Genomic DNA, 26501 nt, shown 5'->3' on the forward strand with positions numbered 1-26501 from the left:
CGCACCATTCGGAGCAGACAGTCGATGCAACAAGAATTGATCCTCGCCTCGTCCAGCGCATCCCGCCAGATGCTGATGCGCAATGCGGGGCTGACATTTTCGGCCATCCCGGCGGATATTGACGAGCGTGCGCTCGATGAACAGCTGGAACGAGACGGCGCCAGTCCAGAAGAGGTTGCGCTGGAACTCGCCAAGGCCAAGGCTCTTGCGGTCAGCGCGCTTTATCCGGAAGCACTGGTTCTCGGCTGCGACCAGACCATGGCGCTCGGGGCCCGCGTTTATCACAAGCCGAAAACCATGGCGGAGGCCGAAGGGCATCTGCTGTCATTGTCCGGCAAGGTCCATCGCCTGAACAGCGCTGCCGTTCTCGTCCGACATGGCGAGGTGGTGTGGCAGATCGTTTCCAGCGCCGAGCTGACCGTTCGGACTTTGAGCGCCGAATTTGTCTCCCGCCACCTGCAACGGGTGGGAGAAAAGGCCTTGAGCAGCGTCGGCGCATATCAGCTCGAAGGAGAGGGAATCCAGCTATTCACCTCGATCGAGGGCGATTATTTCACGATTCTCGGCCTACCGCTTCTGCCGCTTTTATCGAAACTACGCGACATGGATGTCATCGATGGCTGATTCACGTGAAACATTAACCATAAACGCCTTCGTTGTCGGCTATCCGATCAAGCATTCGCGATCGCCTATTATCCATTCCTACTGGTTGAAGAAATTCGGCATTGCCGGTTCCTATAAGGCGGTGGAAATCTCTCCGGACGATTTCGCGAATTTCATTGCAACGCTGAAGCAGGGCAAGCCAGGCACTGCCGTCGGCGGCAATGTCACCATTCCCCATAAGGAAGCGGCTTATCGGCTGGCAGACAGACCAGATGCTCTGGCGGAAGAACTCGGCGCCGCCAACACTGTCTGGATGGAGGAGGGCGAGCTTCACGCCACCAATACGGATGGCTATGGTTTCGTCTCCAATCTCGATGAGCGGCATCCGGGCTGGGACAGGACAGAGCGGGCAGTGGTTCTGGGTGCCGGCGGCGCAAGTCGGGCGGTCATTCAATCGCTGCGTGATCGCGGCATTGCCGAAATCCACGTCCTCAACCGTACCGTCGAACGGGCGCGCGAATTGGCCGACCGTTTTGGGCCACGGGTTTTTGCCCATCCCCAGGCAGCACTTCATGAGGTCATGCAGGGTGCCGGGCTTTTCGTGAATACGACGTCGCTCGGCATGGATGGAACGGAAGCGCCGCATCTTGATTTTTCGCCGCTGGCAGACCAGGCCGTCGTAACCGATATCGTCTATGTGCCGTTGAAAACCCCGATCCTGAAAATGGCGGAAGAGCAGGGTATCGCAACCGTCGACGGGCTCGGCATGCTGCTTCATCAGGCAAAACCCGGTTTCAAGCGATGGTTCGGCAAAACACCGGAGGTCGATGAAGCCCTGCGTTCTCTCATTGTCGAGGACATGGAGAAACATTGATGATTGTCATCGGTCTCACCGGCTCGATTGGAATGGGAAAAACGACGACGGCGAAGTTGTTTGCCGGGGAGGGGGTTCCGGTTCTCGATTCGGATGAGGTCGTGCATGGGCTTTACCGGGCGGAAGCCGTCCCGCTGATCGAAGCGGCCTTTCCGGGTACTACAGTTTCCGGTGCGGTGGACAGGCAGAAACTCGGCGAGGTCTTGCGGCAGAATCCGGCTAATTTCAGCAGACTGGAAGAGATCGTGCATCCGCTGGTGCGCGGAAGGCAGGAGGCTTTTCTGGCGCAGGCGAGGAAAGAGGATCGGCAATTCGCCCTCCTCGATATTCCGCTGCTGTTCGAAACCGGGGCGGAAAGCCGCGTCGATAAAGTCGTTGTCGTCAGTTGCGCGCCGGAGATTCAGCGAGAGCGGGTTTTATCCCGACCCGGAATGACGGAAGAGAAATTCGAAATGATCCTCACCCGGCAGATGCCCGACGCGGAAAAGCGCCGGCGTGCCGATTTTATCGTCGATTCCGGAAATGGTGTCGAAGCGGCACGGGATCAGGTAAGAGAGATTCTGCAGAAACTGGCCGCTGAGTCGCGCCGCGGAGAGATGAATGCGTGAGATCATTTTCGATACGGAAACCACGGGTCTTGAATCGAAGCTGGACCGCGTGATTGAAATCGGCGGCATCGAGCTGATCAACCACTTTCCCACCGGCCGCACGCTGCATCTCTACATCAGCCCGGAGGATCGTAAGGTTCACCCCGATGCACTTGCCGTTCACGGGATTACCGACGAGTTTCTGAAGGATAAACCCAAATTCGCCGAGGTCGTCGACCAGATTCGCGACTTCTTCGAGGGCGCGCGCTGGGTGGCGCATAACGCCACATTCGACATGGGCTTCATCAACGCGGAATTCGCCCGTCTCGGCATTGAGCCGGTCGCCGCCGATCTGGTGACGGATACGCTTTCGCTCGCCCGCCGCAAGCACCCCATGGGACCGAACTCGCTGGACGCGCTTTGCCGTCGTTACGGCATCGACAATTCCCACCGTACCAAGCACGGCGCTCTTCTCGACTCCGAACTGCTCGCCGAAGTTTATATTGAAATGATCGGCGGCCGCCAGACGGCGCTCGGTTTCGGTTCCGCCGCCAAGCAGGAAACCATCATCGTCGAGGAAGACGTTCCGCTTGAGCCGTTGCAAAGGCCACGGGCTTTGCCCTCGAGGCTGGATACGGAAACGGTCGCGGCCCATGGCAAACTCGTTCTCGGCATGGGCGATAAGGCGATCTGGAACCGTTACCAGAATTGATGCCTGTCCAGGCACCGGAAACGGTGAATGCCGTCAAAGAAAAACCCGGGCATGAACCCGGGTTTTGTTTTGTCTGAATTCTGCAGCGCAGAGCCGCGTCACTTAGTTCGGTACGGCCTGAACCTTGGCCTTTGCCTGTTCCTCGGCAACGCGCTGGGCGAACATCTGCGCGAAATCGATCGGATCGATCATCAGCGGCGGGAAACCGCCATTGCGGGTAACGTCCGCAATGATCTGGCGCGCGAAGGGGAACAGCAGGCGCGGGCATTCGATGAACAGCACCGGCAGCATATGTTCCTGCGGGAAGCCGGCGATACGGAACACGCCGCCATAAACCAGCTCGGCCGCGAACAGCACCTTGTCGCCATCCTTGGCTTCCGCGTTCAGCGTCAGGACAACATCGAAATCCGAACCCGAGATCGGGTTTGCATTGACGTTGACATTGATGTTGATCGACGGCGCATTGTCACGGGCCTGAAGCGAGCGAGGAGCACCCGGATTTTCGAAGGAAAGATCCTTGATGTACTGGGCAAGAATGTTGAGGGAAGGACTTACTGCGCCCTGTGCACCATTTTCAGCGGTCATTACATTTCCTCACGGCGTGAATTCGTGGAAGGCGGTCTATCATTTCGACCGGGGGCTTACAACCCTTCGTGATCGGGTCATAGCGATCCATTCCGCTAGGGATCAGGGTTTGGGCAGATCGCGATCGTCCGGTTTGCGCGACCATGGGGAACCCTTTGGCTCTTCGCGATGAAACTCCTCCTCGTCGAGATCCACTACCTTCGAATTGCGCGCATGTCCCGGATCATTCCGAAAGCCGGAAAAATCACCGGGCTGAGGACCGGATTGCTGGCCGGATTGCCGAAAGGAACCCGCAACGACGACGCGCGGCCCGAAGGCTTTCCAGAAAAAGCGCCGCACGGTTGGCGACAGAAGCAGAAGGCCGAGAATGTCGGTAATGAAACCGGGAATGAAGAGCAGGATCCCGGCAACGACGCGCATGGCGCCATTCACCAGCTCATCCGCCGGCTGCGCACCGGTGCGGCCCGCATCCTGAAGGTTTCTCACCATGCCGATGCCGCCCAGCCGCAGGATGAGCAACCCCAGAAACGAGGTGAACAGGACAAGCGCCAATGTCAGCCACAAACCGATTGCCTTGCCGACGATGATGAAACCGGCAATTTCGAGGATGGGCATCATCAGGATGACGATGGGGAGAAAGGAAAAACGCATCTTCTAGCCTTGCGTGTGCATCTCTGGCAGATTGCCGGTTCCCGGGACACCGATGATTGAATCTGCACATTTGAATGATGATAAGATGCAGACTATATGATGGTGTGGTTTTCGAATTTAAATGGCGGTTTTGGTAAAAGATGGGCTTTAGCGACTTTATCACATTGTTTTTTCTCGTTGCAGCGGTGCTGATCTTCTTTCAGCTGCGCAGTGTCCTCGGTCGCCGCACGGGCAATGAGAAGCCGCCATTCGACCCCTATAGCCCGCGAGATGTGGCGAAGGGTCCTGTTGCAGACGATAACAAGGTCGTGACCCTGCCGCGGCGCAGCGAGGGTGACGACGAAAACCGTTTTGCCGAGGCGGATGCGCTTGCGCCCGTCGATACGCCGCTCAATGCGTCGTTGCGTGAGGTGATGACCAGGGACCCTTCCTTCGGGCCGAAGGAATTCCTGAACGGCGCCCGCATGGCCTATGAAATGATTGTCATGGGCTTTGCCGATGGTGATCGCAAGACGCTCAAGAACCTTCTGTCGAAGGAGGTTTTCGATGGTTTCGAGGCGGCCATTTCCGAGAGGGAAGGTCGTGGCGAGGTGGTGAAGTCCACCTTCGTGGGTATCGAGAAAGCAGATATCACCCAGGCCAGTGTGCGCGATTCCGAAGTGCAGATCACGCTGAGGATCGTCAGCCAGTTGATTTCGGCGACCTATGACAAGGATGGCAAGCTGGTGGATGGCGATCCGGATGCGGTTGCGGAGGTGGACGACATCTGGACCTTCTCGCGCGATATCCGCTCGCGCGATCCGAACTGGAAGCTGATCGCTACCGAATCCGAGCAATGACCGCGCCCTTTTCGATCGAAGAAGTTTCTTTCAGCGACCTGCCCGGATGGCGGCAAGACGATCCGGGCAAGCTTTTTCCTGCGATGGCGACCATCCTGTCGCATCTTCGGAATGCAAAACCCTACAGGACCGGCGCGCTCGGGGTCACGGCGGCGGAACTGGTCTCGCTTCTGGAAAGCGCAGAGAAAAACCAAATAAGCAGCCCGGAACAGGCGCGCCGGTTTTTTGAAACCCATTGCGTGCCTTTCAGGATTTCTCCGGCTCAGGGAAAAAGCGGTTTCGTGACCGCCTTTTACGAACCTGAACTGGAAGTGTCGTCCGAGCCCGACGACATTTGGCGTTATCCGATTTACCGCCGGCCGCCGGAGTTGGTGGATATCGACGACGCCAATCGGCCTGCCGGCTTCGATACGTCCTATGCTTTCGGCAGGGAGGATGAAAACGGTATTTCCTATTTTCCCGACCGCCGGGAGATCGATGAAGGGTATCTGGAGGGCAGGGGCCTTGAGCTTGCCTGGGCAAGATCGAAGGTCGACCTGTTTTTCGTTCATGTGCAGGGTGCGGCGCGTCTGGTGTTTCGCGATGGCGCGGTAAAGCGCATCACCTATGCGGCCAAGGCCGGGCATGCTTTTTCGCCGATTGGCCGTCTGCTTCTCGATCGCGGCGAACTCGATCCGAAAACCGTGTCGATGCAGACGATCCGCAAATGGCTCGCTGACCATCCGGATGAGATGGATGGGGTGCTATGGCATAACAGGTCCTATATTTTTTTCCGGGAGGCGGATGTCGCCGATCAGGATATGGGTCCGATCGCGGCTGCGAAGGTTCCGTTGGTCGCGGGGCGAGCGCTTGCGGTGGACAGGCTCGTCCATACGTTCGGGCTTCCCTTCTTCATCCATGCGCCGTCGCTTACCCATCTCGATGACGGAAAACCTTTTGCGCGGCTGATGCTGGCGCTCGATACCGGCTCGGCCATCGTTGGCCCGGCGCGTGGCGATATTTTCACCGGCTCCGGTTTCGAAGCGGGAGAGCTGGCCGGTACGGTGCGCAATGAGGCCGATTTTTATATACTGATACCGCAGGTGGCTGCGCAGAGGTATCGGCGATGAAGAGCAGTCGCAAGCTCGGCAAGGAAGAGCGCATTCTGTGGGGAAAGGTCGCAAAAACCACGCGGCCGATCTCCGGCAGGCTGGAAGACCTGCTGGCCTTCGACGACATAGAGGAACCTCCGGTGGAACCCGATGTTCCGCAGACCGGCAAAGGCGCTTTTCCGCGCATGCTTGCGGAGCCGGCCGAGCCGTCGCCACCCGCTCCGGACAAGAAGCCGAAGATTCATCAGCCGATGGAAAAACCGGTCAAACGCAAGCTCACCCGTGGCCGGTTGCCGCTCGAAGGGCGGATCGATCTGCACGGCATGTTCCAGAGCGAAGCCCATGCGGTGCTGCTTGATTTTCTGTTGCGCGCGCATGAACGAGGTCTGAGACACGTGCTCGTCATAACGGGCAAGGGCCGTTCCATCGGCAGCGACGGAGCGTTGAAAAGGGCGGTGCCCATGTGGTTTTCCAAGCCGGAATATCGCCACCTGATCTCATCCTATGAGGATGCATCCGCCAATCACGGCGGCGACGGCGCACTCTATGTGCGGCTGGCGCGTCGGCGGGGTGAAAAGTCATGACGCCCTTTGCGGAGGCCGTGCGGCAGCTTCGCGAGCGCAAGGGCGTGACGCAGAAGGAAATGGCCGCTGCAATCGGCGTATCGCCGGCCTATCTTTCGGCGCTGGAGCATGGCAAGCGCGGCAAGCCGAGTTTCGATCTCCTCCAGCGCATCGCCGGATATTTCAACATCATCTGGGATGAGGCGGAGGAATTGTTCTTTCTGGCCGGCTCATCCGACCCGAAAGTGGTGATCGACACCATCGGTCTGCCGCCGCAATATACGGCTTTCGCCAACCGGCTGGCACGGGATATTCGCAAGCTGCCGCCGAGTGTGGTAGAGGAACTGTCAGCCGTGCTGCAAAAAAGCCGTTCTTGCGATTGAAACCCCTCTATCCCCTGCTTTATGCAGCATCCTGAAGCATGCGGCCTTTGGGATTGGGTGTAGAATTTCTATAGTCGCATGTCGGATTTGAGTGATTCGCTGGCTTCAGGCCCTCTCACTGGAAACCTGGCCCGAGAAAACTTTGGAAAGAGTATTTATGACCGAAACATCGTCAAGCGAAGTCGGCGCGAACGCGGAATATGGAGCCGATTCGATCAAGGTCCTCAAGGGCCTTGATGCCGTGCGCAAACGGCCCGGCATGTATATCGGCGATACCGATGACGGTTCCGGCCTGCACCACATGGTCTATGAAGTCGTCGACAATGCCATTGACGAGGCGCTCGCCGGTCATGCCGATCTGGTGACGGTGACGCTGAATGCGGACGGCTCGGTGACGGTGACGGACAACGGACGCGGCATTCCGACCGACATTCACTCCTCCGAAGGAGTTTCCGCCGCCGAAGTCATCATGACCCAGCTGCATGCGGGCGGCAAATTCGACCAGAACTCCTATAAGGTGTCGGGCGGCCTGCATGGCGTCGGCGTCTCCGTGGTCAATGCGCTTTCCGTCTGGCTGAAGCTCAGGATCCGCCGTAACGGCAAGCTGCATGAAATCGGCTTCACCCATGGTGTCGCCGATGCGCCGCTTTCCGTCATTGGCGAATATGAAGGCCGCTCGGGCACGGAAGTGACCTTCCTGGCGAGCCCGCAGACCTTCACCATGACGGACTATGATTATGGAACGCTGGAGCATCGCCTGCGCGAACTCGCATTCCTGAATTCCGGCGTGCGCATCCTGCTCACCGACAAGCGCCATTCCGATATCAAGCAGGAAGAGCTGCTGTATGATGGCGGTCTCGAAGCCTTCGTTCGTTATCTCGACCGTGCCAAGAAGCCGCTGGTGGACAAGCCAGTCGCCATCAAGGGCGAAAGGGACGGCATTACGGTTGAGGTCGCACTCTGGTGGAACGATAGCTACCATGAGAACGTGCTTTGTTTTACCAACAACATTCCCCAGCGCGACGGGGGCACCCATATGGCCGGTTTCCGCGCGGCGCTGACCCGTCAGGTGACCTCCTATGCCGAAACCTCGGGCATCCTGAAAAAGGAAAAGGTGAGCCTGCAGGGTGAGGACTGCCGTGAAGGTCTGACGGCCATTCTCTCCGTCAAGGTTCCCGACCCCAAGTTTTCTTCGCAGACGAAAGACAAGCTCGTTTCATCCGAAGTGCGTCCGGTCGTGGAAAGCCTTGTCAACGAAGCGCTCTCCACCTGGCTGGAAGAACATCCTTCCGACGCAAGAATTCTCGTCGGCAAGGTGGTGGAAGCGGCGGTCGCCCGCGAAGCCGCCCGCAAGGCGCGCGAACTGACGCGCCGCAAGGGTGCGCTCGATATCGCCTCTCTGCCCGGCAAGCTTGCCGATTGCTCAGAGCGCGATCCGGCGAAATCCGAACTCTTCCTTGTTGAGGGCGACTCAGCCGGCGGTTCGGCCAAGCAGGGCCGCTCGCGCGAGACGCAGGCGATCCTGCCGCTGCGCGGCAAGATCCTGAACGTCGAACGTGCCCGTTTCGACAAGATGTTGTCCAGCCAGGAAATAGGCACGCTGATTACGGCACTTGGCACCTCCATCGGCAAGGACGAGTTCAACGCCGACAAGCTGCGTTACCACAAGATTATCATCATGACGGATGCTGACGTCGACGGCGCCCATATTCGTACCCTGCTCCTGACCTTCTTCTTCCGCCAGATGCCGGAACTGATCGAGCGCGGCCATCTCTATATCGCCCAGCCACCGCTTTATAAGGTGACACGCGGCAAATCCGTGCAGTACCTCAAGGATGAGAAGGCGCTGGAAGAATACCTGATCTCCATGGGTATCGAGGAAGCGTCGCTGACGCTCGGTTCTGGCGAAGTGCGTATCGGCGCAGACCTTCGCGAAGTCATTCTGGATGCGGTGCGTATGCGCTCGCTGATCGACGGGCTGCATTCGCGTTACAGCCGCTCGATCGTGGAACAGGCGGCAATAGCCGGCGCGCTGAACCCCGAGCTTTCGGCCGATGCTGCCCGCGCCGAGGAAACCGTTGCCGAAGTGGCGCGGCGTCTCGACATGATCGCGGAAGAAACGGAACGTGGCTGGTCAGGCACGGTGCTGCAGGATGGCGGCTTGCGCTTCGAGCGCATGGTGCGCGGCGTCAAGGAAGTCTCGACGCTGGATATGGGCCTGCTCGGTTCGGCCGATGCCCGCCATATCGATCAGCTCGCGGCCCGCACGCGCGATATCTACGCTACGCCGCCGGTCCTGCAACGCAAGGATGGCACCATGGAACTGGCCGGTCCACGCGCACTTCTGGATGCGATTTTCGCCGCCGGCCGCAAGGGTCTTTCCATGCAGCGCTATAAGGGCCTCGGCGAAATGAATGCCGAGCAGCTGTGGGAAACCACGCTCGACGCCAATGTTCGCTCCCTGCTGCAGGTAAGGGTGAGTGACGCGACGGATGCCGACGGCCTGTTCGCTCGCCTGATGGGCGATGAAGTGGAACCGCGCCGCGACTTCATTCAGGAAAATGCGCTGAGCGTCGCCAACCTCGACATTTAATCCTGTGGGGTGTTTCGCGTAACGATTCACGTGAAACGAAAATTTAACAAAAGGCCCGGCGGTCAATTTCCGCCGGGCCTTTTTGTTTTGCCGGATGAGCGGAAATCAGTCGGATTTGCCGGTGAAGCGCCCTTCGAAGGCCACATCCGAAAGGGGCAGACGCTTGCTCGGCACTTCCCGCTCCGCCAGATCCTCAGGGAGAACGGACTTGTCGGTCAGCGTGCCGATGGCGACCCCGGCCTCCACCTTGTAGCCTTCCGGGATGTTCAGTTTTTCAACGATCTTGTCTTTCCATATGCCAGCCATGCCATGGGCGTGGTAACCGAGCAGGTGAGCCTGCATGGCAAGCGAAAACCAGGCAGCGCCGGCATCGAAGGAATGGGTCGCGGATGGTTTTTTCTCACCGTCGCGCGAAATGTTGTAGTCGCGGGAAATGACAAACAGCAGCACGGAGGCGTTTTTTGCCCAGCGCTGGTTTCCCTCCATCAGCAGTTCCACGAAGAGCGGCCAGTCTTCGCTATCCTTGTGCGCATAGACAAAACGCCATGGTTGATAGTTGGAGGCAGACGGCGCCCAATGCGCGGCATCCAGAATTGTCATCAGATGCTCTTGCGGCATGGCGTGGCCATCGAAGGCGCGCGGAGACCAGCGATCGAGGAAGAGGGGATCGACGGGATATTCGGATTGCCGGGAATTGCTGTTCGTCACGAGCCATGTCCTTTTGATTGACGGGAAGGAAAAGGTATTTTTCGAAACTTGGCGCAGTCAAGGGGTGACAAGTATGAATGCATCGTTCATATATGCATCACCTTGTCTGACAACCGGGAGAGAGTTCCATGAAATTGATGCGTGTCGGCCAGCCCGGCCAGGAAAAACCTGCAATCCTCGATGCGGAAGGAAAAGTCCGCGATCTGTCCGCCCATGTCAAAGACATTGGCGGCGAAGCCATTTCTCCCGAGGGCCTCAAGAAGATCGCCGCGATCGACCTCGGCACACTTCCGGTGCTGAACGAAGAGCGCATCGGCGCCTGCGTTGCCGGAACGGGAAAATTCATCTGCATCGGTCTCAACTTCTCCGACCATGCTGCCGAAACGGGTGCCACCGTACCGCCGGAACCGGTCATTTTCATGAAGGCGACCTCGGCCATCGTCGGTCCGAATGACAACGTCACCATTCCGCGCGGTTCTGAAAAGACCGACTGGGAAGTCGAGCTCGGCGTCGTCATCGGCAAGACCGCCAAATATGTCTCGGAAGCCGATGCTCTCGACTATGTCGCCGGTTATTGCGTTTCGCACGATGTGTCCGAACGCGCGTTTCAGACGGAGCGTGCCGGGCAGTGGACCAAGGGCAAGTCCTGCGACACCTTTGGCCCCATCGGCCCCTGGCTGGTGACGAAGGATGAAATCGCCGATCCGCAGAACCTCGGCATGTGGCTGAAGGTCAACGGCCAGACGATGCAGGACGGCTCCAGCAAGACCATGGTGTATGGCGTCGCCCACGTTGTCTCCTATCTCAGCCAGTTCATGTCGCTGCATCCCGGCGATGTCATTTCCACCGGCACCCCGCCCGGTGTCGGCATGGGCATGAAGCCGCCGCGTTACCTGAAGGCTGGCGATGTCGTGGAACTCGGCATTGAGGGCCTCGGTTCCCAGAAGCAGACTTTCGTCGCCGATATCTGATCGCCACGGCGTTCAACGGAAAGTGAGGCGCTGGCGGGAAACCGCCGGCGCCTTCGATTTTGTGCACCTGCGAAAAGCTGCTATGGTTGAAAAAAAGAGCGTGATCGCGAGGGAGGCGTCATCAGTGTTCTACCACCTCTATGAAATGAACCATGCGGCCATGGCGCCGCTGCGCGCCGGTGCCGACATGATGCGCCAGGCTTGCAACAATCCGCTCAACCCGCTTTCCAGCACGGCTTTCGGAAGAAGCCTAGACGCCGGTTTTGAGGTCTTTGAGCGAATGACGCGCCGTTACGCAAAACCGGAATTCGCTCTCGGCAGTACGATTGTCGATGGCCAGACCGTCAATGTTGTCGAAGAGACCGTCTGGTCGCGCCCGTTCTGCAATTTGCTTCATTTCAAGAAAGAACTCGATCCAGCCCGCCAGCCCGATCCGAAGGTGCTGCTGGTGGCGCCGATGTCCGGCCACTATGCCACCCTGTTACGGGGGACGGTGGAGGCCCTTCTGCCTTCGGCGGATATCTACATCACCGATTGGGCCGATGCCCGCACGGTGCCGGTGAGCGAGGGCACCTTCGATCTCGACGATTACATCAGCTATGTCATCGAGATGCTGCGCGTGATCGGGCCGGGGGCGCATGTGGTTGCCGTCTGTCAGCCGTCCGTGCCGGTGCTGGCCGCCGTCTCGTTAATGGAGGCGGATGGGGATAAATTCGCGCCGGCATCCATGACGCTGATGGGCGGTCCGATCGACACCCGCATCAATCCCACAGCCGTCAATGATCTTGCCAAGGCGAAACCCATTGAATGGTTCCGCGACAATGTCGTCATGCAGGTGCCGTGGCCCCAGCCCGCTTTTGGCCGCAATGTCTATCCCGGCTTCCTGCAGCTGTCCGGCTTCATGTCGATGAACCTCGACAAGCACATGACGGCGCATAAGGATTTTTACCTCAACCTCGTCAAGAATGACGGCGATTCCGCTGAAAAGCACCGCGAATTTTACGATGAATATCTGGCCGTCATGGATCTGACGGCGGAGTTCTATCTGCAGACGGTGGAAACGGTCTTTATCGACCACGCGCTTCCGAAGGGGAACATGCTGCACCGGGGCAGGGCGGTCGATCCTGCGGCCATTCGCAAAGTCGCATTGTTTACGGTGGAAGGCGAGAACGACGATATTTCCGGCGTTGGCCAGACAAAGGCGGCCCATGATCTCTGCCGGAACATCCCTGAAGACAAACGCGCCCATTACATGCAGCCGGATGTCGGGCACTACGGCGTCTTCAACGGTTCGCGCTTCCGCAAGGAAATCGTGCCGCGCATGCTGGATTTTATCCGTAAACACCAGACAGCTTAAGGGCAGACGGCGGGCCATGCCGCGCATTTGCATGGCCAACCGACGGACGAATCGGTTATGAAGAGTTCATGTTTTCGCTCCTCAGAAAATCTCTGAAATCACCGGCCCCAAAGAAGGCGCTGCCCAGCCAGCGCACCGTTGCGGTGGCGGGCAGGCAGGTGCCGATCACGGTCAGGGAGAATCCGCGCGCCACGCGCATTACCCTGCGCATCGAACCGGGCGGCAGGGCACTGAAACTGACGATCCCGATGGGCCTGCATCACCGCCAAGTGGATGATTTTCTCGAGAGGCATCAGGGCTGGCTGGAAGGCAAGCTTGTGAAATTCAGCGCCGACGACGGTTTGCGTCCGGGTGCGACCATCGATATTCGTGGCACAGCCCACCGCATTGACCATACTGGCAGCCTGCGAGGGCTGACACATGTCGTGAAAGACGACGATGGGGTGGCCGTTCTGAAGGTCAGCGGCGCGCCGGAACATTTGAGACGACGGATAGCGACATTTCTGAAAAAGGAAGCGAAGGCGGATCTGGAACGGCTTGTGGCTGTTCATGCACGCACCGCCGGCCGGCCGGTGCGCTCCATCAGCATGAAGGATACGCGCAGCCGCTGGGGCTCCTGTTCCCATGATGGCAATCTGAGCTTTTCCTGGCGCATCGTCATGGCTCCGGAAAAGGTCATCGATTATCTCGCCGCCCACGAGGTTGCGCATCTCAAGGAAATGAACCACGGACCGAAATTCTGGGCTTTGTGCGAAAAACTGTGCCCGCATACCAATGAGGCCAAGGACTGGCTGAAACGCCACGGTTCCAAACTTCACGCTATCGATTTCGATTGAAGCCTGTGGCGCGGATCGCCATCTGGATTCACGTGAAACATTCCATCGGGAATGGATGCGATTTGGCTCGACTCTTGTCGCATTTCATGTCAGGTCGCGGGTATGAAACCGGATATCAAGATTTGCGGATTGAAGACACCGGAAGCGCTGGAGCGCGCCGTCAGGCGTGGTGCGTCCCATGTCGGTTTTATTTTCTTTGAAAAAAGCCCGCGCAACATCGAGCCCGATATTGCCGGCAGGCTGGCGGAAGCCGCCCGCGCCGCCGCCAAGGTGGTTGCCGTTACCGTCAATGCCGATAATGATTATCTCGATGAAATCGTCGATCTCGTCAAACCTGACATCCTGCAGCTGCATGGCAGCGAAAGCCCGGAGCGGCTGCTGAACATCAAGGCACTTTATGGCCTGCCTGTCATGAAGGCGATTTCCATTCGCGATGCCGCTGATCTTGCCAAAATCGACCCGTATATTGGAATAGCCGACCGTTTTCTGCTGGATGCCAAGGCGCCCGCCGGTTCCGAGCTTCCGGGCGGCAACGGCGTCTCCTTCGACTGGACCATCCTGCGATCACTTGACGGAAGTGTGGATTACATGCTTTCCGGGGGATTGAACAAGGACAATGTCGCCGAGGCGCTGGCGGAGACCAAGGCAAGCGGACTAGATTTATCGTCCGGTGTGGAAAGCGCGCCGGGCGTCAAGGATTTGTCCATGATCGACGCATTTTTCGATGTGGTGAATGATTGGTCGAAAGGCCCAAAGGGAGCTTGAAGTGAACGACGCGCCAACACCCAATTCTTTTCGCGCTGGTCCCGATGAGGACGGCCGTTTCGGCATTTACGGAGGTCGCTTCGTTGCCGAAACGCTGATGCCGCTCATTCTGGATTTGCAGGTGGAATGGGACAAGGCCAAGACTGACCCCGCGTTTCAGGCGGAACTCAAGCATCTCGGCGCGCACTATACCGGTCGTCCGAGCCCGCTTTATTTTGCGGAACGCCTGACGGCGGAACTTGGCGGCGCGAAGATCTATTTCAAGCGCGAAGAGCTGAACCATACCGGCTCGCACAAGATCAACAATTGCCTTGGCCAGATCCTGCTTGCCAAGCGCATGGGCAAGACCCGCATCATCGCCGAAACCGGCGCCGGCCAGCACGGCGTTGCCTCGGCAACCGTCGCTGCACGCTTTGGCCTGCCCTGCGTCGTTTATATGGGCGCGACGGACGTTGCCCGTCAGGCGCCGAATGTGTTCCGCATGAAGCTCCTTGGCGCTGAAGTGAAGCCGGTGACGGCCGGCCACGGCACCCTGAAGGACGCCATGAACGAGGCTCTGCGCGACTGGGTCACCAATGTCGAGGATACCTATTATCTGATCGGCACTGCGGCCGGCCCGCATCCCTATCCGGAAATGGTCCGCGATTTCCAGGCCGTTATCGGCGAGGAAGCCAAGGCGCAGATGCTGGAGGCGGAAGGCCGCCTGCCGGATCTGGTCGTCGCGGCTGTCGGCGGTGGTTCGAATGCCATCGGCATCTTCCATCCTTTCCTCGATGACAAGAATGTCCGTATCGTCGGTGTCGAAGCCGGTGGCAAGGGTCTTTCGGGCGACGAGCATTGCGCTTCCATCACCGCCGGTTCGCCGGGCGTGCTGCATGGCAACCGCACCTATCTGCTTCAGGATGAGGACGGTCAGATCAAGGAAGGCCATTCCATCTCCGCGGGCCTCGATTATCCCGGTATCGGCCCTGAACACTCCTGGCTGAACGATATCGGCCGCGTGGAATATGTGCCGATCATGGACCATGAGGCGCTGGACGCCTTCCAGATGCTGACCCGCCTTGAAGGCATCATTCCGGCTCTGGAGCCGAGCCATGCCCTGGCGGAAGTCATCAAGCGCGCACCGAAGATGGGCAAGGATGAAATCATCCTGATGAACCTCTCCGGCCGTGGCGACAAGGATGTCCACACCGTCAGCAAGTTCCTTGGAATGGATGTATAAGATCATGACTGCACGTATGGACAAGCGCTTTGCCGATCTGCGCGCTGAAAATCGCCCGGCCCTGATTACCTATTTCATGGGCGGCGACCCGGATTTCGAAACCTCGCTCGGCATCATGAAGGCCCTGCCGGAAGCCGGTGCCGACGTCATCGAACTCGGCATGCCCTTTTCCGACCCGATGGCGGATGGTCCGGCCATTCAGCTGGCCGGTCAGCGCGCGCTGAAAGGCGGCCAGACGCTGAAAACCACGCTCGATCTCGCCCGCGAGTTTCGCAAGCAAGACGATGCAACGCCGATCGTGATGATGGGCTATTACAATCCGATCTATATCTACGGCGTCGAAAAGTTTCTGGACGACGCAATCGCGGCCGGCATCGATGGCCTGATCGTTGTCGATCTGCCGCCGGAAATGGACGATGAACTCTGCATCCCCGCACTTGCGCGCGGCATCAACTTCATCCGTCTGGCGACGCCAACGACAGATGGTAAGCGCCTGCCTGCCGTCCTTAAAAATACCTCAGGTTTCGTCTATTACGTCTCGATGAACGGTATCACCGGTTCAGCACTTCCCGATCCGTCGTTGATCTCGGGCGCTGTCGGTCGTATCAAGGCGCATACGGAACTGCCGGTCTGTGTCGGTTTCGGTGTCAAAACGGCCGATCATGCAAAAGCGATCGGTGCCGTTGCGGATGGCGTTGTGGTCGGTTCGGCCATCGTCAACCAGATTGCGGGCAGCCTGACCAAAGACGGGCAGGCGACCGCCGATACCGTGCCGGCCGTTACGACGCTGGTAAAAGGACTTTCAACGGGCGTGCGTGCATCGCGCCTTGCCGCTGCGGAATAAGCGCGCGGCCCAGTCAGGAGTAGACAGTTGAACTGGATCACCAATTACGTACGGCCCCGGATCAATTCCATGCTTGGCCGCCGTCCGGAGGTTCCCGAGAACCTGTGGATCAAGTGCCCGGAAACGGGCGAGATGGTCTTCCATAAGGACCTCGAGGATAACAAGTGGGTCATTCCGGCTTCCGGTTACCACATGAAGATGCCTGCAAAGGCGCGTCTCGTCGATCTGTTCGATGGCGGCGTCTATGAGGCTCTGCCGCAGCCCAAGGTGGCGCAGGATCCGTTGAAGTTCCGCGATTCCAAGAAATACACCGATCGCCTGCGCGACAGCCGGACGAAGACCGAGCAGGAGGATACGATCCTTGCCGGTGTTGGTCTGCTGAAAGGCCTGAAGATCGTTGCCGTCGTGCATGAATTCCAGTTCATGGGCGGTTCTCTCGGCATCGCGGCGGGCGAAGCCATCGTCAAGGCATTTGAGCGCGCCATTTCCGAACGTTGCCCGCTCGTGATGTTCCCGGCCTCCGGCGGCGCCCGCATGCAGGAAGGCATTCTGTCATTGATGCAGCTGCCGCGCACCACGGTTGCGGTGAACATGCTCAAGGAAGCGGGAATGCCTTACATCGTGGTTCTGACGAACCCGACGACGGGTGGTGTCACGGCCTCCTATGCCATGTTGGGCGATGTGCATATCGCCGAGCCAGGCGCCGAAATCTGCTTCGCCGGCAAGCGCGTGATCGAGCAGACCATCCGCGAAAAGCTTCCCGAAGGCTTCCAGACCTCGGAATATCTGCTGGAACACGGCATGGTGGACATGGTGATCGACCGTCGCGAAATCCCCGACACGCTCGCTAATCTGCTCAAGATCATGACGAAGGCGCCTGCTGGGAATGCAAATGCGGTCGTCCCGCTGGCCGCTTCGGCCTGAGGAAAAAAATATGTCGCCCGGAGGCATAAACTGCCTTCGGGATGATGCTATACGTTGCATGATTTCATCTTTGGTGCGGCGGACAAATGGCAAGCAAAACGCCTGAAAGGCGAACGGAAGACATGACGAAGCCCGCGATCGGTGAGGCCGAGAAGATCATTGAAGAGCTGATGCAGCTCCACCCCAAGGGGTTCGATCTTTCGCTCGATAGAATTTCCCGTCTTCTCGAAAAACTCGGCAATCCCCAGAACAGGATGCCACCTGTTATCCATGTTGCGGGCACCAATGGTAAGGGTTCCGTCACGGCCTTTTGCCGAGCGCTTCTGGAGGCGGCGGGCCTTTCCGTTCACGTCCACACCTCTCCACATCTGGTGAACTGGCATGAACGTTATCGTATCGGCGTTTACGGGGAAAAAGGCCGTTATGTCGAGGATGCCGTCTTTGCGGATGCGCTGCGCCGTATTGAAGCTGCCAATGCAGGCCAGACGATCACGGTTTTCGAAATCCTGACTGCCGCGATGTTCGTGCTTTTTGCGGAACAGCCCGCCGATGCCGCCGTCGTTGAGGTTGGTCTGGGTGGACGCTTCGATGCAACCAATGTGATCAACAATCCGGCCGTCTCCGTCATCATGCCGATTTCGTTGGATCACCAGGCCTATCTCGGCGACCGGGTGGAGCTGATCGCGGCGGAAAAGGCCGGCATCATGAAGTCCGGTTCCCCCGTCGTCATAGGCCATCAGGAATATGATGCGGCGCTCGAAACGCTCGTCGCCACGGCGGAGCGGCTCGGTTGCCCGGTATCGGTCTATGGGCAGGATTTTTCCGCCCATGAAGAATTCGGCCGCATGGTCTATCAGGATGAGTTCGGCCTGGCCGATGCGCCGTTGCCGCGTCTTCCCGGCCGCCATCAGCTTGCCAATGCCGCCGCCGCGATCCGCGCCATCAAGGCCGCCGGTTTCGAGGTGACGGAACGGATGATCGAAAAAGCCATGACCTCCGTGGAATGGCCCGGCCGTCTGCAGCGCATCCTGACCGGCAAAATCGCTGAAATGGCCCCGAAGGATTCGGAAATCTGGATCGATGGCGGTCATAACCCCGGCGCGGGCGAAGTCATTGCTGAAGCGATGGCCGGCTTTGAGGAAAAGACGCCACGCCCACTGTTCATCATTGCAGGCATGATCAATACCAAGGATCCGGTGGGCTATTTCAAGGCCTTCGCCGATATTGCCGAATATGTCTTCACCGTGCCGATTGGCGGCACGGATGCGGCGATCGATCCCGTCGTACTCGCCCATGCGGCCTTCGATGCCGGTCTCGTGGCGGCCCCTACCTCGTCTCTCACGCATGCTCTGGAAGAGCTTTCGCGCCGCTTCGACCCCGAAGGACCGGCGCCGCGCATCCTGATCGGCGGCTCACTTTATCTTGCCGGCAACGCGCTTGCCTTCAACGGCACGGTTCCCCAATAAAAAAGCCCGGCATCGCTGCCGGGCTTTTTTCATTCCACTGATATTGCTTATGCGGCGCCCGAAATCCAGGCGGACAGCGCTGTCTTGGGAGCAGCGCCAACCTTGATGTCGGCCACTTCGCCGCCCTTGAACATGGCGAGCGTCGGGATGGAGCGCACGCCGAACTGGGCAGCCAGTTCCGGGTTTTCGTCGATGTTGAGCTTCGCGACCTTGACCTTGCCGGCCAGCTCGGACGAAATTTCTTCAAGGCTCGGCGCGATCATCTTGCACGGGCCGCACCATTCGGCCCAGAAATCCACCACAACGGGTTCGGCGGATTCGAGGACTTCGGACTGGAAGTTGGCGGCATCGACTTTTACGGTAGCCATATCTGGCTCTCCTTTCAGCTAAACTTTTCCGCTATCGATGTGATGCGGGCGCGTCGGAATTTCAATGCCCCGGTATCTCACTTTGTCTTTATTGCGGCAAGAGCCTGTGTCATTGCCTCATCGTCAACCCGCACAAAAGCGGCATTTTCCGTATAGATCAGCGCGCAGACAAATTCCTTGCCGGGATAGAGCGGTGCAAGAATTTCGCGATAAATGGCAAGCTGCGCGGTGTGGGAGAAAGGTATCTCTCGTGCCGTGCGTGGCGGAACCCGGTTCGTCTTGTAGTCGACCAGAATAACGCGATCACCATCCACCGCCAGCCGGTCGACGCGACCGGACACGGCATAGTGCTGCCGGCCGATCGTCATCGTGCCCATGATGGAGATTTCCGCGCGGCTGTTGGCGGAAAAGGCCGGTTGCACCGCCGGTTCGGAGATGACCCGCAGAACCGCCCGGATCAAATGCTCACGTTCGGCCGTAGGCCAGAAACGGGCGGCTCGCTCCGCATAGCGGCGGGCAGCCTCCTCCCGCTCCGTCTCGGCAAAATCCGGCAGTGCCTGCAACATGCGATGCACCAGCCGGCCGCGCTGTAGCGCCAGCGAAGAGACATCGGCTTTCTCGCCGAAAAGCGGCGAACGCACGGCAAGATCATCCGCACCGTCATCGATGATGGTGCCTGCACCGGAGGGGCTGAGCGGCCTTGGCAAGGAGGGCAGGGCAGGCAGGGGAGCAAGCAGCCCGGGCGGAAGAGTATATTCTTCGTCCGGCTGCTTTTCCGGCAGCCTTTGCGGAAGAGATGTCGCGCGAGCCTCGGATTTACGCCAGACAAGCCCCTGCCATTCCTCGCCATCGGCCGTGAAAAGCTGTGGCTTGCAATGGTCTTCATTGTTGGCAAGCGCCGCCTTGACGATGGCATGCCAGCATTCTGAATTTTCCTTCTGACCGCGATAACCGCAGACGACGAGGTGATCGGCGGCGCGCGTCATCGCCACATAAAGCAGCCGTCGATATTCGTCTTCCGCAGCCGTCTTCAGCCGTTCCTCGTCCGAGCGAATGAGATGGTTGGAAAAGCCGCTGCCGGGCAGCCAGACCGGGAAGGCGTCCTCGCCCGCTTCGACAAAGCGCAGTTTCGGCACATGGCTGTGATTGAAGGCCTTCGAACCGCCATCGACGACAAAAACCACCGGCGCTTCCAGGCCCTTGGAGGCGTGCACGGTCATGATGCGCACTTCGCCGCGATCCTTGTCCTGTTCGCGTTTCACCTCCGGTGAATCGGTTTCCAGAACGGAGAGAAAGGCCTGAAGGCCGGGCAGACCGGTTCTTTCGTGGTCCAGCGCAAAGGACAGGAACTCATCCAGAACGTCGCTCGCCTCATTGCCAAGCCGGCCGAGGAATTTTTTGCGCCCGTCATGCAGGGTCAGGACCGCTGCAAAGAAATCATGCACGGTGGCCGTTTTAGAGAGCGCGATGAAACCTTCCAGCTTGGCGGTAACGGTGGAAAGATGGCTATTCTCTTCCTGCGAAAGGATTTGCAGTCGTTTCCAGACGCTCTCCGTTTCCGATCGCATGGCGGCGATGTTGAAAACGTCATCTTCGGTCAGGTTGAAGAGCGGGCTCTTCAACAGTGCGGCGAGCGAAAGATCGTCTTCGGGCAGGACAACGAAATGTCCGAGCGCCAGAAGGTCCTGCACGGCAATGTGGTCGGTCAGGCGAAGGCGGTCGGCGCCGGCAACGGGGATGTTCTTGCGTCGTTTTAGCTCGCGCGTCAGCGCATTGACGAAGGCATGGCGTTTTCTGACGAGAACCAGAATATCGCCGGGCTCCACGGCGCGCTCGACGCCCTTTTCGATGATGGTCTCGCTGCCGATCATATCGGCGATGCGCGCGGCGATCCGGCGGGCGACGATGGTGGCCGGCGCGCTTTCCCGCAGCGCATCGAAGGGCGCTGTCCAATCCTCTTCGTCTTCGGTTGTTTCCGGCGCCACCATGTCCCACACCTCCACGGTGCCGGGATGGCCGGCGCGGTTGGATCGGTGTTCCACCGGTTCGTTATCGGCACTGAGGCCACTGGCGTTATTCGGGTCTGAAAAGACCTGATCGACGGCGGCCAGAACATCCTCCGTGGACCGGAAAGAAAGCGGCAGGCGGATGCGGTGAAAGGCCTGCTCGACGGAATCGACGCGCTTTTTAGTTTCTTCGCGCTCCTGCGAAAACCGTTCCGGCCGAGCGCCCTGGAATGAATAGATCGACTGTTTTTCATCGCCCACGGCAAAAAGCGTGCGCCGCCCCAGGCGGGCGCTCTCGCCGGTGAAGAAATCAGCCGCCAGCGACTGGATGATCGACCATTGCACCGGGCTGGTATCCTGCGCCTCGTCAACGAGAATATGGTCGATGCCCTGATCCAGCTTGTAGTGCACCCAAGCGCCCGCCGTATCGCGGTTGAGAAGGTTGGCCGCGCGCTCGATCAGGTCTTCGAAATCGAGTTGGCTTCGCTGTTTCTTCAGGTCTTCGAAATCGCCGATCAGCCTTTCGGCCAGCACAAGGGCGCATTTTGTCGCCGCCAGCATCCGCACCAGACGATAACGGTTGCGGCAGGAAACGACATGGTCCCGCGCCAGCGTCAGCGCATCGAGAAGTTCGGGGGCGGATTTCTGCATGCCCTTGTTGATGACATAGGCATCCGATTTCTTTTCGCCCTTGGCTGTCATCAGCGCCGCTTCGATGAATTCCATCCGCCGCACGGGGTCCGGCTGTCGTTTTGCCTCTCTGAGCGCATAAGCGACATCGATGACGCGTGATCCACCCACCTCGTCGGCAAGGGTAAGATACGTATCGAGCGCAAGGCCTGAGAGGCCGGGCAGAGGCCAGAAGGCGGCCGCCGCGGTTTCTTCGGTTTCCCCATCTGCGATCTGCATCGCCTGCCGCAACCGCGCATCGATGCCGCCCGACTGTTTGGCGTCCAGAAGAAAGGCGCGAAGGGCGCTACGATTGGCGATGATGGCGGAGAGCAGCGATTCCAGTCCGCTTTCGTCGGCGAGATCAAGCACATAAGCGAGCGATTGCGCCAGCTCCGCGTCCCGCTCCGTCGAAACCGCCGTCAGAAGCGAACGGCGTGCTTCGGCGAGCAGCGTGGTTGCGGCGCGGTCGTCAAGGACGGAGAAATGGCCGGCGACATTGGCTTCCAGCGGGAACTGATGCAGCAGCGCCTCGCAGAAGGCGTGGATCGTCTGGATTTTCAACCCGCCCGGCGTTTCCAGCGCCTTGGCAAACAGCCTGCGCGCTTCGGCAAGCTTGATGCGATCCGGCGCCTTGCCTTCGATGGCGGCGATGCGGTCCTTGAGGTCGGAATCCGGCAAAGTAGCCCATTCCGCCAGACGGTCGAAGACGCGGCTGGACATTTCCGACGCCGCGGCCTTGGTATAGGTGAGGCACAAAATCGCCGAAGGTCGGCAGCCGGCCAGAAGCAGGCGGATGACGCGCTGGGTCAGAACATGGGTCTTGCCGGAGCCGGCATTGGCCGACACCCAGGCAGAGCTTGCGGGATCGGAGGCAAGCCGCTGCCGGGCGCTGGTCCAGTCGATCCAGCTTTCAGGCGTGTCGGCGGCGGGGCCGGCATCGAAGGGATCAATCGTCATCGCCGTCTCCCGGTTCTGCCGTCGACCATTCCGAAACGCGGGCGAGGTGGTCATATTCCCCGCCATAGGATTGTTGCTCTTCCGGCACGAGGCGGGAGGCGAAGCCGTTTTCGCCGTCACGCAGGGAATGAACGAATTTGGTGAGCTGTTCGATCGATTCCGTCGCGAGTTCAATCGCCGATTTCGGCGGTCTTTTGCCGCTTCGGCTGGAATGTTCGTTATTGACTTGATCGGCAAAAAAACGCTCGCCCGGCCGCAGGCGAACATAGATGAGGTTTTCCGGCGTGGGCGAACCGGCTTCGCGGAAGGCGCCGCGCATCAGTGCCGCCGCCTCCAGCGCAAGCTGCGGATCGAGCAGCGCGCGCGCTTGATTGACGGAAGGCGCAAGCCCCGTCTTGTAGTCGATAATATCCGCCTGACCGTTTGTCTTGATGTCGATGCGGTCGGCGATCCCCGTCAGCCTTATACCCGCCTCGACGACTTCCTGCCCGGCGCGCGCCTCGTAGAAGCTGTGGCGAATGGATGGATGACGTTCTTTTTCCCAGTCGATAAAGGCGCGCGCTACCGCTGCAAAACGCGGCCGCCAGATGACATCCACATGGGGAGGCAGGTTTTCCGCATCGAAACATTCGTCCAGAATGCGCTGCATGGCCGCGAGCGAGGCGGGTGTGCCGGGAATATGCCCCTCACGGGAATAGCGCTCGATAATCGCGTGATAGAGCGTGCCGCGATCGGCGGCGTTCGGATCGCGATTGAAGGGGTCGAGCGGGTCCAGCTTCAGGATGCGTCGCGCATAGATCGAATAGGGATCGCGGCGCAGGCGGCCCACTTCGCTGAAGGAATAGCGCGTCGGCTGCAACTCGGCTGGCGGTTTCGGGGCAGGGCGCTTTGCCGCTTCCTGATCGATGCTTTCATCCATCAATCCCGCCCAATGGCGATAGGTCTCGCCGCGCTTCCTCAGTCTATCGGCAAAATCCTCGCCGCCCAGCGCCAGAAGACGCTGCAGCCAGCGTGAGGCGACAGCAGGCGTTGAGCCCTGCCTCAGCGCGCGGGTGTAAAAAATCTGTCGGGTGCCATTTGCCATCTCGAAATCATGCGCAAGCTGGCCGATGCGCCGTTCCGGCGGCTCCAGTCCGATGGCGGTCTTCATGGTGCGGGACAGGAATGGATTATTCGCCGTCTGCCCCGGCCAGAGCCCTTCATTGAGACCGCCGATGACGACGGTATCGACGCTTTGCAGCCGTGCCTCAAGCGCGCCGAAGATGAAAATACGCGGGTGGCGCATCGATCTTGGCTTGATCGATTCACCGGCTACCAGTGCCGCGAAAATATCGATCCATTGCGGTCCATCCGCATCGAGGATTTCGCCGCTTTCCATCAGCTCGCCGAACAGCTCGGAAAGCTTGTCTCCCGCTTCACCGGACCAGAGCGCGGCAAGATCGCTGTTTTCATCCGCACAGATGGCTTCGATCACGCGGCCCGTCCGCTCCGCCCAAACGGACAGCGGCAATTTATCGGTGAAGGCGCGGCCGGATCGATCTTTGCGGACAAAGGCGGAACCGAGCGGCTCCGTCGCAACGGCAATCCGCCGTGCCAGATCGCGCGCGGCCTCCGCGCTTGCCTCCGGCAGCGCCAGCCGCCAGGCAGGCGGGTGCCGGTCATCGCGCTGCGCGAGAAGCTGCGCCTCCAGAACCGCTTCCAGATTGCCGATTTCGGTCTCGACACGGCCTCCGCGCAGCGCGATCAGCTCCAGCGCTTTGGAGGCTTTCGCGAAAGCTTCATCGGAAAGCCCGAAACGGCTGAGCGGATGTTTCAGAAGGGAAATGATCGGCACCGGGTCGCCGGGCCTCAGGATCGCTTCCAGCGCCAGTTGCGTCAGCCCCGCTTGTGGGGTGGCGGAAAGCGGCGTACCGGCCGAGTCGTCGGCTTCGATGCCGAAGCGTTGCAACTCCGTTGCCACGCGTCGCGCCAGCCCGCGGTCCGGTGTTATCAGTGCTGCCTGCGACGGACGCCCAGCGCCGGGCGCTTCAAGCGCCAGCCGCAAAGCCACCGCGATGGCGGTCGCCTCCTCGCGCTCATTGGCGGCTTCTATCAGCGTGGCCGTCGCGAAGGCGTCGTCGAAAAAGCCGGGTTCCCTGTCCTCACGCCAGCGATTCCAGTCGCTGGTGGATTTGGCCGGCGCGAGTGCGGCCGAAAACACGGCTGCGCGCTTTTCCAGATCGCTATCGATGGCGCCGATCTGAACCACGTCGTCGCGCAGGATGCCGAGCTTCTGCAGCAGCATATAAAGCCCATATTGCGAGTGGGTGCGGCTCGAAGGATCGGTAGGGTCCTCGGCGATTGCCTCCCATTGTTCCTCCGGCATGGCAAGATCTAGCCCCGGAAGTACGACGGTGCCCTGGGGCAGGGCCGCAACGGCGGCGATGAGATCGGCTGCGGCGGGAATGGAGCCGGTCGACCCGGCGACGATGATTGGTCCCGTATCCGGCAAATTGGCAAGCCGGTTCGCTTCCGCCCGCAGGATGGCGTTGCGATGCCGGCCGGCCGAGGAACGGTTGAGTTCGGCAAGCCGCGCCGGCCAGAAGACGCTGGCGATCCGCAGGAAATCCGCCGTCAGCTGCCACCATTGGGCATGATCGCCAGTATCGAGATGCTGAAGCGCTTCCCAGTCCTTTTCTTCCGTATCCATCGCATCGATCACCTCGCCAAGCGCACGCGCCAGCCATATGGCGTCTGCGGGGCTGGCGGGGGCGACAAGCGGCGAATCGGAATGGATCGCCCGGATGGCGTCCGGCAGGCTGTTGCGCCAGGCGAGAATGAGGCGCGCCAGTTCGATCAGCCGGCCGGTGCCGGAAATCGGCGGCGCCAGATCTATGATCTCAGGATTTTCGATCTCGAAGAAGCCGCTGTCGTCATCCGTTTCGCCCAAGGGGCGGATCAGCGGCAGAATGGCGGACCGGCCGCCCAGAAGATCGACGAATTCGGAGCGCAGCACGCGGGCGGAGCGCCGCGTCGGCACATAGATCGTCACCTTGGCAAGAGACAGCGGATCGGCCGGGTCGTATTTATAGCCGGCTGTCAGTGTCCCCTCGCACAGCGTTTCCGCGAGCGTCTTGAGGAACGGTGTTCCCGCAGCGATCGTCAGAACGCGCTTTGCGTGGTGGGTGAGCGTCATGCAGAGCGTTTTTCCCTGAATTGGCGGATGATGCTTTCGGCATCTTCTATCGCATCCGGCGTGCCGACGGTGATCCAGTGGCCATCCAGAGAAAGCCCGAAAAGCCGGTCTCTTTCAATGGCGCGGTCGAAATAGATATTGAGGTTGAAGGCATCCGCCGGCGCATCGTCCAGCAGGCGCGAATCCATGGCGATGGCGCCGGCATAAACCACCGGGTTCGGATCGCCATCGCGATGCCGCGTCAGTTTCCCACCGGCGGAGAGGTTGAAATCCCGCTTGCCATTGTGCCCGGTGGTGCGGTCCATGTCGACGCAGAGCAGCGCCATGTCCATTCGGGTCGGGTCGAAGAATTGCGCAAGCTTGCGCAGGTTGCTGACCGCATTCAGCTGCTCGCCAATCCAGAAGAGATCGGCATTCATGACGAAGACCGGGCCGGGTTTCAGAAGCTTCAGGCCCTTGGCGAGACCGCCACCGGAATTCATCAGTTGCGTCCGCTCGTCGGAAATCAGGATTTCGGCGTCGGTGCGCTGCTCAAGATGGGCGACCATCTGTTCCGCGTGGTGGTGCACATTGACGACAATGGTTTCCGCACCGGCTTCGACAAGGGCGTCGAGCGCATAGTCGATCATCGGCTTGCCCGCGATCTGGACGAGCGGCTTCGGGATCGTATCCGTGATCGGGCGCATCCGCGTGCCAAGCCCGGCGGCCAGCACCATCGCATTTTTAATCGTCATCGTGGTCAACCGTCT

General features: G+C 59.7%; 24 protein-coding genes. 17 read left to right on the forward strand and 7 right to left on the reverse strand.

Features of this window, described 5'->3' with window-relative positions; translation table 11 throughout:
* Positions 1–24: 24 nt before the first annotated feature.
* Genes I3J13_RS07200 through dnaQ form a run of 4 tightly spaced genes read left to right on the forward strand, consistent with a single transcriptional unit; the run spans position 25 to position 2776 of the window.
* Positions 25–624 carry a Maf-like protein gene (locus tag I3J13_RS07200; RefSeq protein ID WP_196378399.1) on the forward strand — a complete coding sequence of 200 codons (600 nt, stop codon included), beginning with the start codon at positions 25–27 and terminating at the stop codon, positions 622–624.
* Entirely contained in the window at positions 617–1477 is an 861-nt protein-coding gene (locus I3J13_RS07205) for a shikimate dehydrogenase (protein WP_196378400.1), read from the forward strand. The genes I3J13_RS07200 and I3J13_RS07205 overlap by 8 nt, the downstream gene beginning before the upstream one ends.
* The gene (gene coaE / locus I3J13_RS07210; RefSeq protein WP_196378401.1) at positions 1477–2085 is read left to right on the forward strand and encodes a dephospho-CoA kinase; all 609 of its coding nucleotides are present in this window, start codon (positions 1477–1479) and stop codon (positions 2083–2085) included. Before I3J13_RS07205 ends, coaE begins: the two co-directional genes overlap by 1 nt.
* Positions 2078–2776: a DNA polymerase III subunit epsilon gene (dnaQ, locus tag I3J13_RS07215; RefSeq protein WP_020809861.1), complete on the forward strand. Its 699-nt coding sequence runs from the start codon at positions 2078–2080 to the stop codon at positions 2774–2776. The genes coaE and dnaQ overlap by 8 nt, the downstream gene beginning before the upstream one ends.
* Positions 2777–2878: 102 nt before the next feature.
* Here the strand turns inward: dnaQ and secB are convergent, their stop codons facing one another.
* A complete protein-coding gene (gene secB, locus I3J13_RS07220; RefSeq protein ID WP_003521154.1) occupies positions 2879–3361 on the reverse strand; it encodes a protein-export chaperone SecB in 483 nt (160 codons plus the stop codon).
* A gap of 102 nt (positions 3362–3463) precedes the next feature.
* The gene (locus tag I3J13_RS07225; protein ID WP_020809862.1) at positions 3464–4012 is read right to left on the reverse strand and encodes an FxsA family protein; all 549 of its coding nucleotides are present in this window, start codon (positions 4010–4012) and stop codon (positions 3464–3466) included.
* A gap of 140 nt (positions 4013–4152) precedes the next feature.
* Between I3J13_RS07225 and I3J13_RS07230 the strand changes: the two genes are divergently transcribed.
* From I3J13_RS07230 to gyrB, 5 genes are all read left to right on the forward strand, one after another.
* Positions 4153–4851 carry a Tim44/TimA family putative adaptor protein gene (locus I3J13_RS07230; RefSeq protein WP_003521156.1) on the forward strand — a complete coding sequence of 233 codons (699 nt, stop codon included), beginning with the start codon at positions 4153–4155 and terminating at the stop codon, positions 4849–4851.
* Positions 4848–5960 carry a murein transglycosylase A gene (mltA, locus tag I3J13_RS07235; RefSeq protein WP_196378402.1) on the forward strand — a complete coding sequence of 371 codons (1113 nt, stop codon included), beginning with the start codon at positions 4848–4850 and terminating at the stop codon, positions 5958–5960. The genes I3J13_RS07230 and mltA overlap by 4 nt, the downstream gene beginning before the upstream one ends.
* On the forward strand, positions 5957–6526 hold the full coding sequence (locus I3J13_RS07240; protein WP_003521159.1) for a Smr/MutS family protein: 570 nt from the start codon (positions 5957–5959) through the stop codon (positions 6524–6526). The genes mltA and I3J13_RS07240 overlap by 4 nt, the downstream gene beginning before the upstream one ends.
* Positions 6523–6888: a helix-turn-helix domain-containing protein gene (locus I3J13_RS07245; protein ID WP_003521160.1), complete on the forward strand. Its 366-nt coding sequence runs from the start codon at positions 6523–6525 to the stop codon at positions 6886–6888. Before I3J13_RS07240 ends, I3J13_RS07245 begins: the two co-directional genes overlap by 4 nt.
* Positions 6889–7045: 157 nt before the next feature.
* A complete protein-coding gene (gene gyrB / locus I3J13_RS07250) occupies positions 7046–9481 on the forward strand; it encodes a DNA topoisomerase (ATP-hydrolyzing) subunit B (protein ID WP_196378403.1) in 2436 nt (811 codons plus the stop codon).
* A 105-nt stretch (positions 9482–9586) separates the two neighbouring features.
* Here the strand turns inward: gyrB and I3J13_RS07255 are convergent, their stop codons facing one another.
* Complete coding sequence (locus I3J13_RS07255; RefSeq protein WP_196378404.1) at positions 9587–10189, reverse strand: nitroreductase family protein; 603 nt, start codon at positions 10187–10189, stop codon at positions 9587–9589.
* A gap of 128 nt (positions 10190–10317) precedes the next feature.
* On the opposite strand from I3J13_RS07255, the gene I3J13_RS07260 reads away from it, so the two are divergent.
* The 8 genes from I3J13_RS07260 to I3J13_RS07295 all read left to right on the forward strand — a co-directional run bounded on the left by I3J13_RS07260 (position 10318) and on the right by I3J13_RS07295 (position 18574).
* Positions 10318–11160 carry a fumarylacetoacetate hydrolase family protein gene (locus I3J13_RS07260; protein ID WP_196378405.1) on the forward strand — a complete coding sequence of 281 codons (843 nt, stop codon included), beginning with the start codon at positions 10318–10320 and terminating at the stop codon, positions 11158–11160.
* 124 nt (positions 11161–11284) lie between these two features.
* Positions 11285–12517 (forward strand): polyhydroxyalkanoate depolymerase, encoded by a 1233-nt coding sequence (locus I3J13_RS07265; RefSeq protein WP_196378406.1) that lies wholly within the window; start codon positions 11285–11287, stop codon positions 12515–12517.
* A 68-nt stretch (positions 12518–12585) separates the two neighbouring features.
* Entirely contained in the window at positions 12586–13353 is a 768-nt protein-coding gene (locus I3J13_RS07270; RefSeq protein WP_196378407.1) for a M48 family metallopeptidase, read from the forward strand.
* Positions 13354–13455: 102 nt separating this feature from the next.
* On the forward strand, positions 13456–14118 hold the full coding sequence (locus I3J13_RS07275; protein WP_196378408.1) for a phosphoribosylanthranilate isomerase: 663 nt from the start codon (positions 13456–13458) through the stop codon (positions 14116–14118).
* Between the two features lies 1 nt (position 14119).
* Positions 14120–15340: a tryptophan synthase subunit beta gene (gene trpB / locus I3J13_RS07280; RefSeq protein WP_196378409.1), complete on the forward strand. Its 1221-nt coding sequence runs from the start codon at positions 14120–14122 to the stop codon at positions 15338–15340.
* Between the two features lie 4 nt (positions 15341–15344).
* Positions 15345–16184, forward strand: a complete 840-nt coding sequence (gene trpA, locus I3J13_RS07285; protein WP_031233963.1) for a tryptophan synthase subunit alpha — start codon at positions 15345–15347, stop codon at positions 16182–16184.
* 27 nt (positions 16185–16211) lie between these two features.
* A complete protein-coding gene (gene accD / locus I3J13_RS07290; protein ID WP_196378410.1) occupies positions 16212–17108 on the forward strand; it encodes an acetyl-CoA carboxylase, carboxyltransferase subunit beta in 897 nt (298 codons plus the stop codon).
* Between the two features lie 86 nt (positions 17109–17194).
* Positions 17195–18574 carry a bifunctional folylpolyglutamate synthase/dihydrofolate synthase gene (locus tag I3J13_RS07295; protein WP_196378411.1) on the forward strand — a complete coding sequence of 460 codons (1380 nt, stop codon included), beginning with the start codon at positions 17195–17197 and terminating at the stop codon, positions 18572–18574.
* 47 nt (positions 18575–18621) lie between these two features.
* Here I3J13_RS07295 and trxA read toward each other — a convergent pair whose 3' ends face one another.
* From trxA to I3J13_RS07315, 4 genes are all read right to left on the reverse strand, one after another.
* Complete coding sequence (gene trxA, locus I3J13_RS07300; protein WP_003505361.1) at positions 18622–18942, reverse strand: thioredoxin; 321 nt, start codon at positions 18940–18942, stop codon at positions 18622–18624.
* 77 nt (positions 18943–19019) lie between these two features.
* Positions 19020–22577: a double-strand break repair helicase AddA gene (gene addA, locus I3J13_RS07305; RefSeq protein ID WP_196378412.1), complete on the reverse strand. Its 3558-nt coding sequence runs from the start codon at positions 22575–22577 to the stop codon at positions 19020–19022.
* Positions 22567–25752, reverse strand: a complete 3186-nt coding sequence (gene addB, locus I3J13_RS07310) for a double-strand break repair protein AddB (protein WP_196378413.1) — start codon at positions 25750–25752, stop codon at positions 22567–22569. The genes addA and addB overlap by 11 nt, the downstream gene beginning before the upstream one ends.
* A complete protein-coding gene (locus tag I3J13_RS07315) occupies positions 25749–26486 on the reverse strand; it encodes a nucleotidyltransferase family protein (RefSeq protein WP_196378414.1) in 738 nt (245 codons plus the stop codon). The genes addB and I3J13_RS07315 overlap by 4 nt, the downstream gene beginning before the upstream one ends.
* Positions 26487–26501 lie beyond the last annotated feature (15 nt).

The sequence above is a fragment of the Agrobacterium leguminum genome (assembly GCF_015704895.1).
GTDB classification, from domain to species: domain Bacteria; phylum Pseudomonadota; class Alphaproteobacteria; order Rhizobiales; family Rhizobiaceae; genus Agrobacterium; species Agrobacterium leguminum.

Coding starts and splice junctions, on each gene's coding strand:
- addA (WP_196378412.1), bottom strand. CDS start 22,577: ATGACGATTGATCCCTTCGATGCCGGCCCCGCCGCCGACACGCCTGAA.
- gyrB (WP_196378403.1), top strand. CDS start 7,046: ATGACCGAAACATCGTCAAGCGAAGTCGGCGCGAACGCGGAATATGGA.
- I3J13_RS07240 (WP_003521159.1), top strand. CDS start 5,957: ATGAAGAGCAGTCGCAAGCTCGGCAAGGAAGAGCGCATTCTGTGGGGA.
- I3J13_RS07245 (WP_003521160.1), top strand. CDS start 6,523: ATGACGCCCTTTGCGGAGGCCGTGCGGCAGCTTCGCGAGCGCAAGGGC.
- mltA (WP_196378402.1), top strand. CDS start 4,848: ATGACCGCGCCCTTTTCGATCGAAGAAGTTTCTTTCAGCGACCTGCCC.
- I3J13_RS07295 (WP_196378411.1), top strand. CDS start 17,195: ATGGCAAGCAAAACGCCTGAAAGGCGAACGGAAGACATGACGAAGCCC.
- I3J13_RS07205 (WP_196378400.1), top strand. CDS start 617: ATGGCTGATTCACGTGAAACATTAACCATAAACGCCTTCGTTGTCGGC.
- trpA (WP_031233963.1), top strand. CDS start 15,345: ATGACTGCACGTATGGACAAGCGCTTTGCCGATCTGCGCGCTGAAAAT.
- dnaQ (WP_020809861.1), top strand. CDS start 2,078: ATGCGTGAGATCATTTTCGATACGGAAACCACGGGTCTTGAATCGAAG.
- addB (WP_196378413.1), bottom strand. CDS start 25,752: ATGACGCTCACCCACCACGCAAAGCGCGTTCTGACGATCGCTGCGGGA.
- trxA (WP_003505361.1), bottom strand. CDS start 18,942: ATGGCTACCGTAAAAGTCGATGCCGCCAACTTCCAGTCCGAAGTCCTC.
- I3J13_RS07315 (WP_196378414.1), bottom strand. CDS start 26,486: ATGACGATTAAAAATGCGATGGTGCTGGCCGCCGGGCTTGGCACGCGG.
- I3J13_RS07275 (WP_196378408.1), top strand. CDS start 13,456: ATGAAACCGGATATCAAGATTTGCGGATTGAAGACACCGGAAGCGCTG.
- I3J13_RS07225 (WP_020809862.1), bottom strand. CDS start 4,012: ATGCGTTTTTCCTTTCTCCCCATCGTCATCCTGATGATGCCCATCCTC.
- I3J13_RS07270 (WP_196378407.1), top strand. CDS start 12,586: ATGTTTTCGCTCCTCAGAAAATCTCTGAAATCACCGGCCCCAAAGAAG.
- I3J13_RS07230 (WP_003521156.1), top strand. CDS start 4,153: ATGGGCTTTAGCGACTTTATCACATTGTTTTTTCTCGTTGCAGCGGTG.
- I3J13_RS07260 (WP_196378405.1), top strand. CDS start 10,318: ATGAAATTGATGCGTGTCGGCCAGCCCGGCCAGGAAAAACCTGCAATC.
- secB (WP_003521154.1), bottom strand. CDS start 3,361: ATGACCGCTGAAAATGGTGCACAGGGCGCAGTAAGTCCTTCCCTCAAC.
- I3J13_RS07200 (WP_196378399.1), top strand. CDS start 25: ATGCAACAAGAATTGATCCTCGCCTCGTCCAGCGCATCCCGCCAGATG.
- coaE (WP_196378401.1), top strand. CDS start 1,477: ATGATTGTCATCGGTCTCACCGGCTCGATTGGAATGGGAAAAACGACG.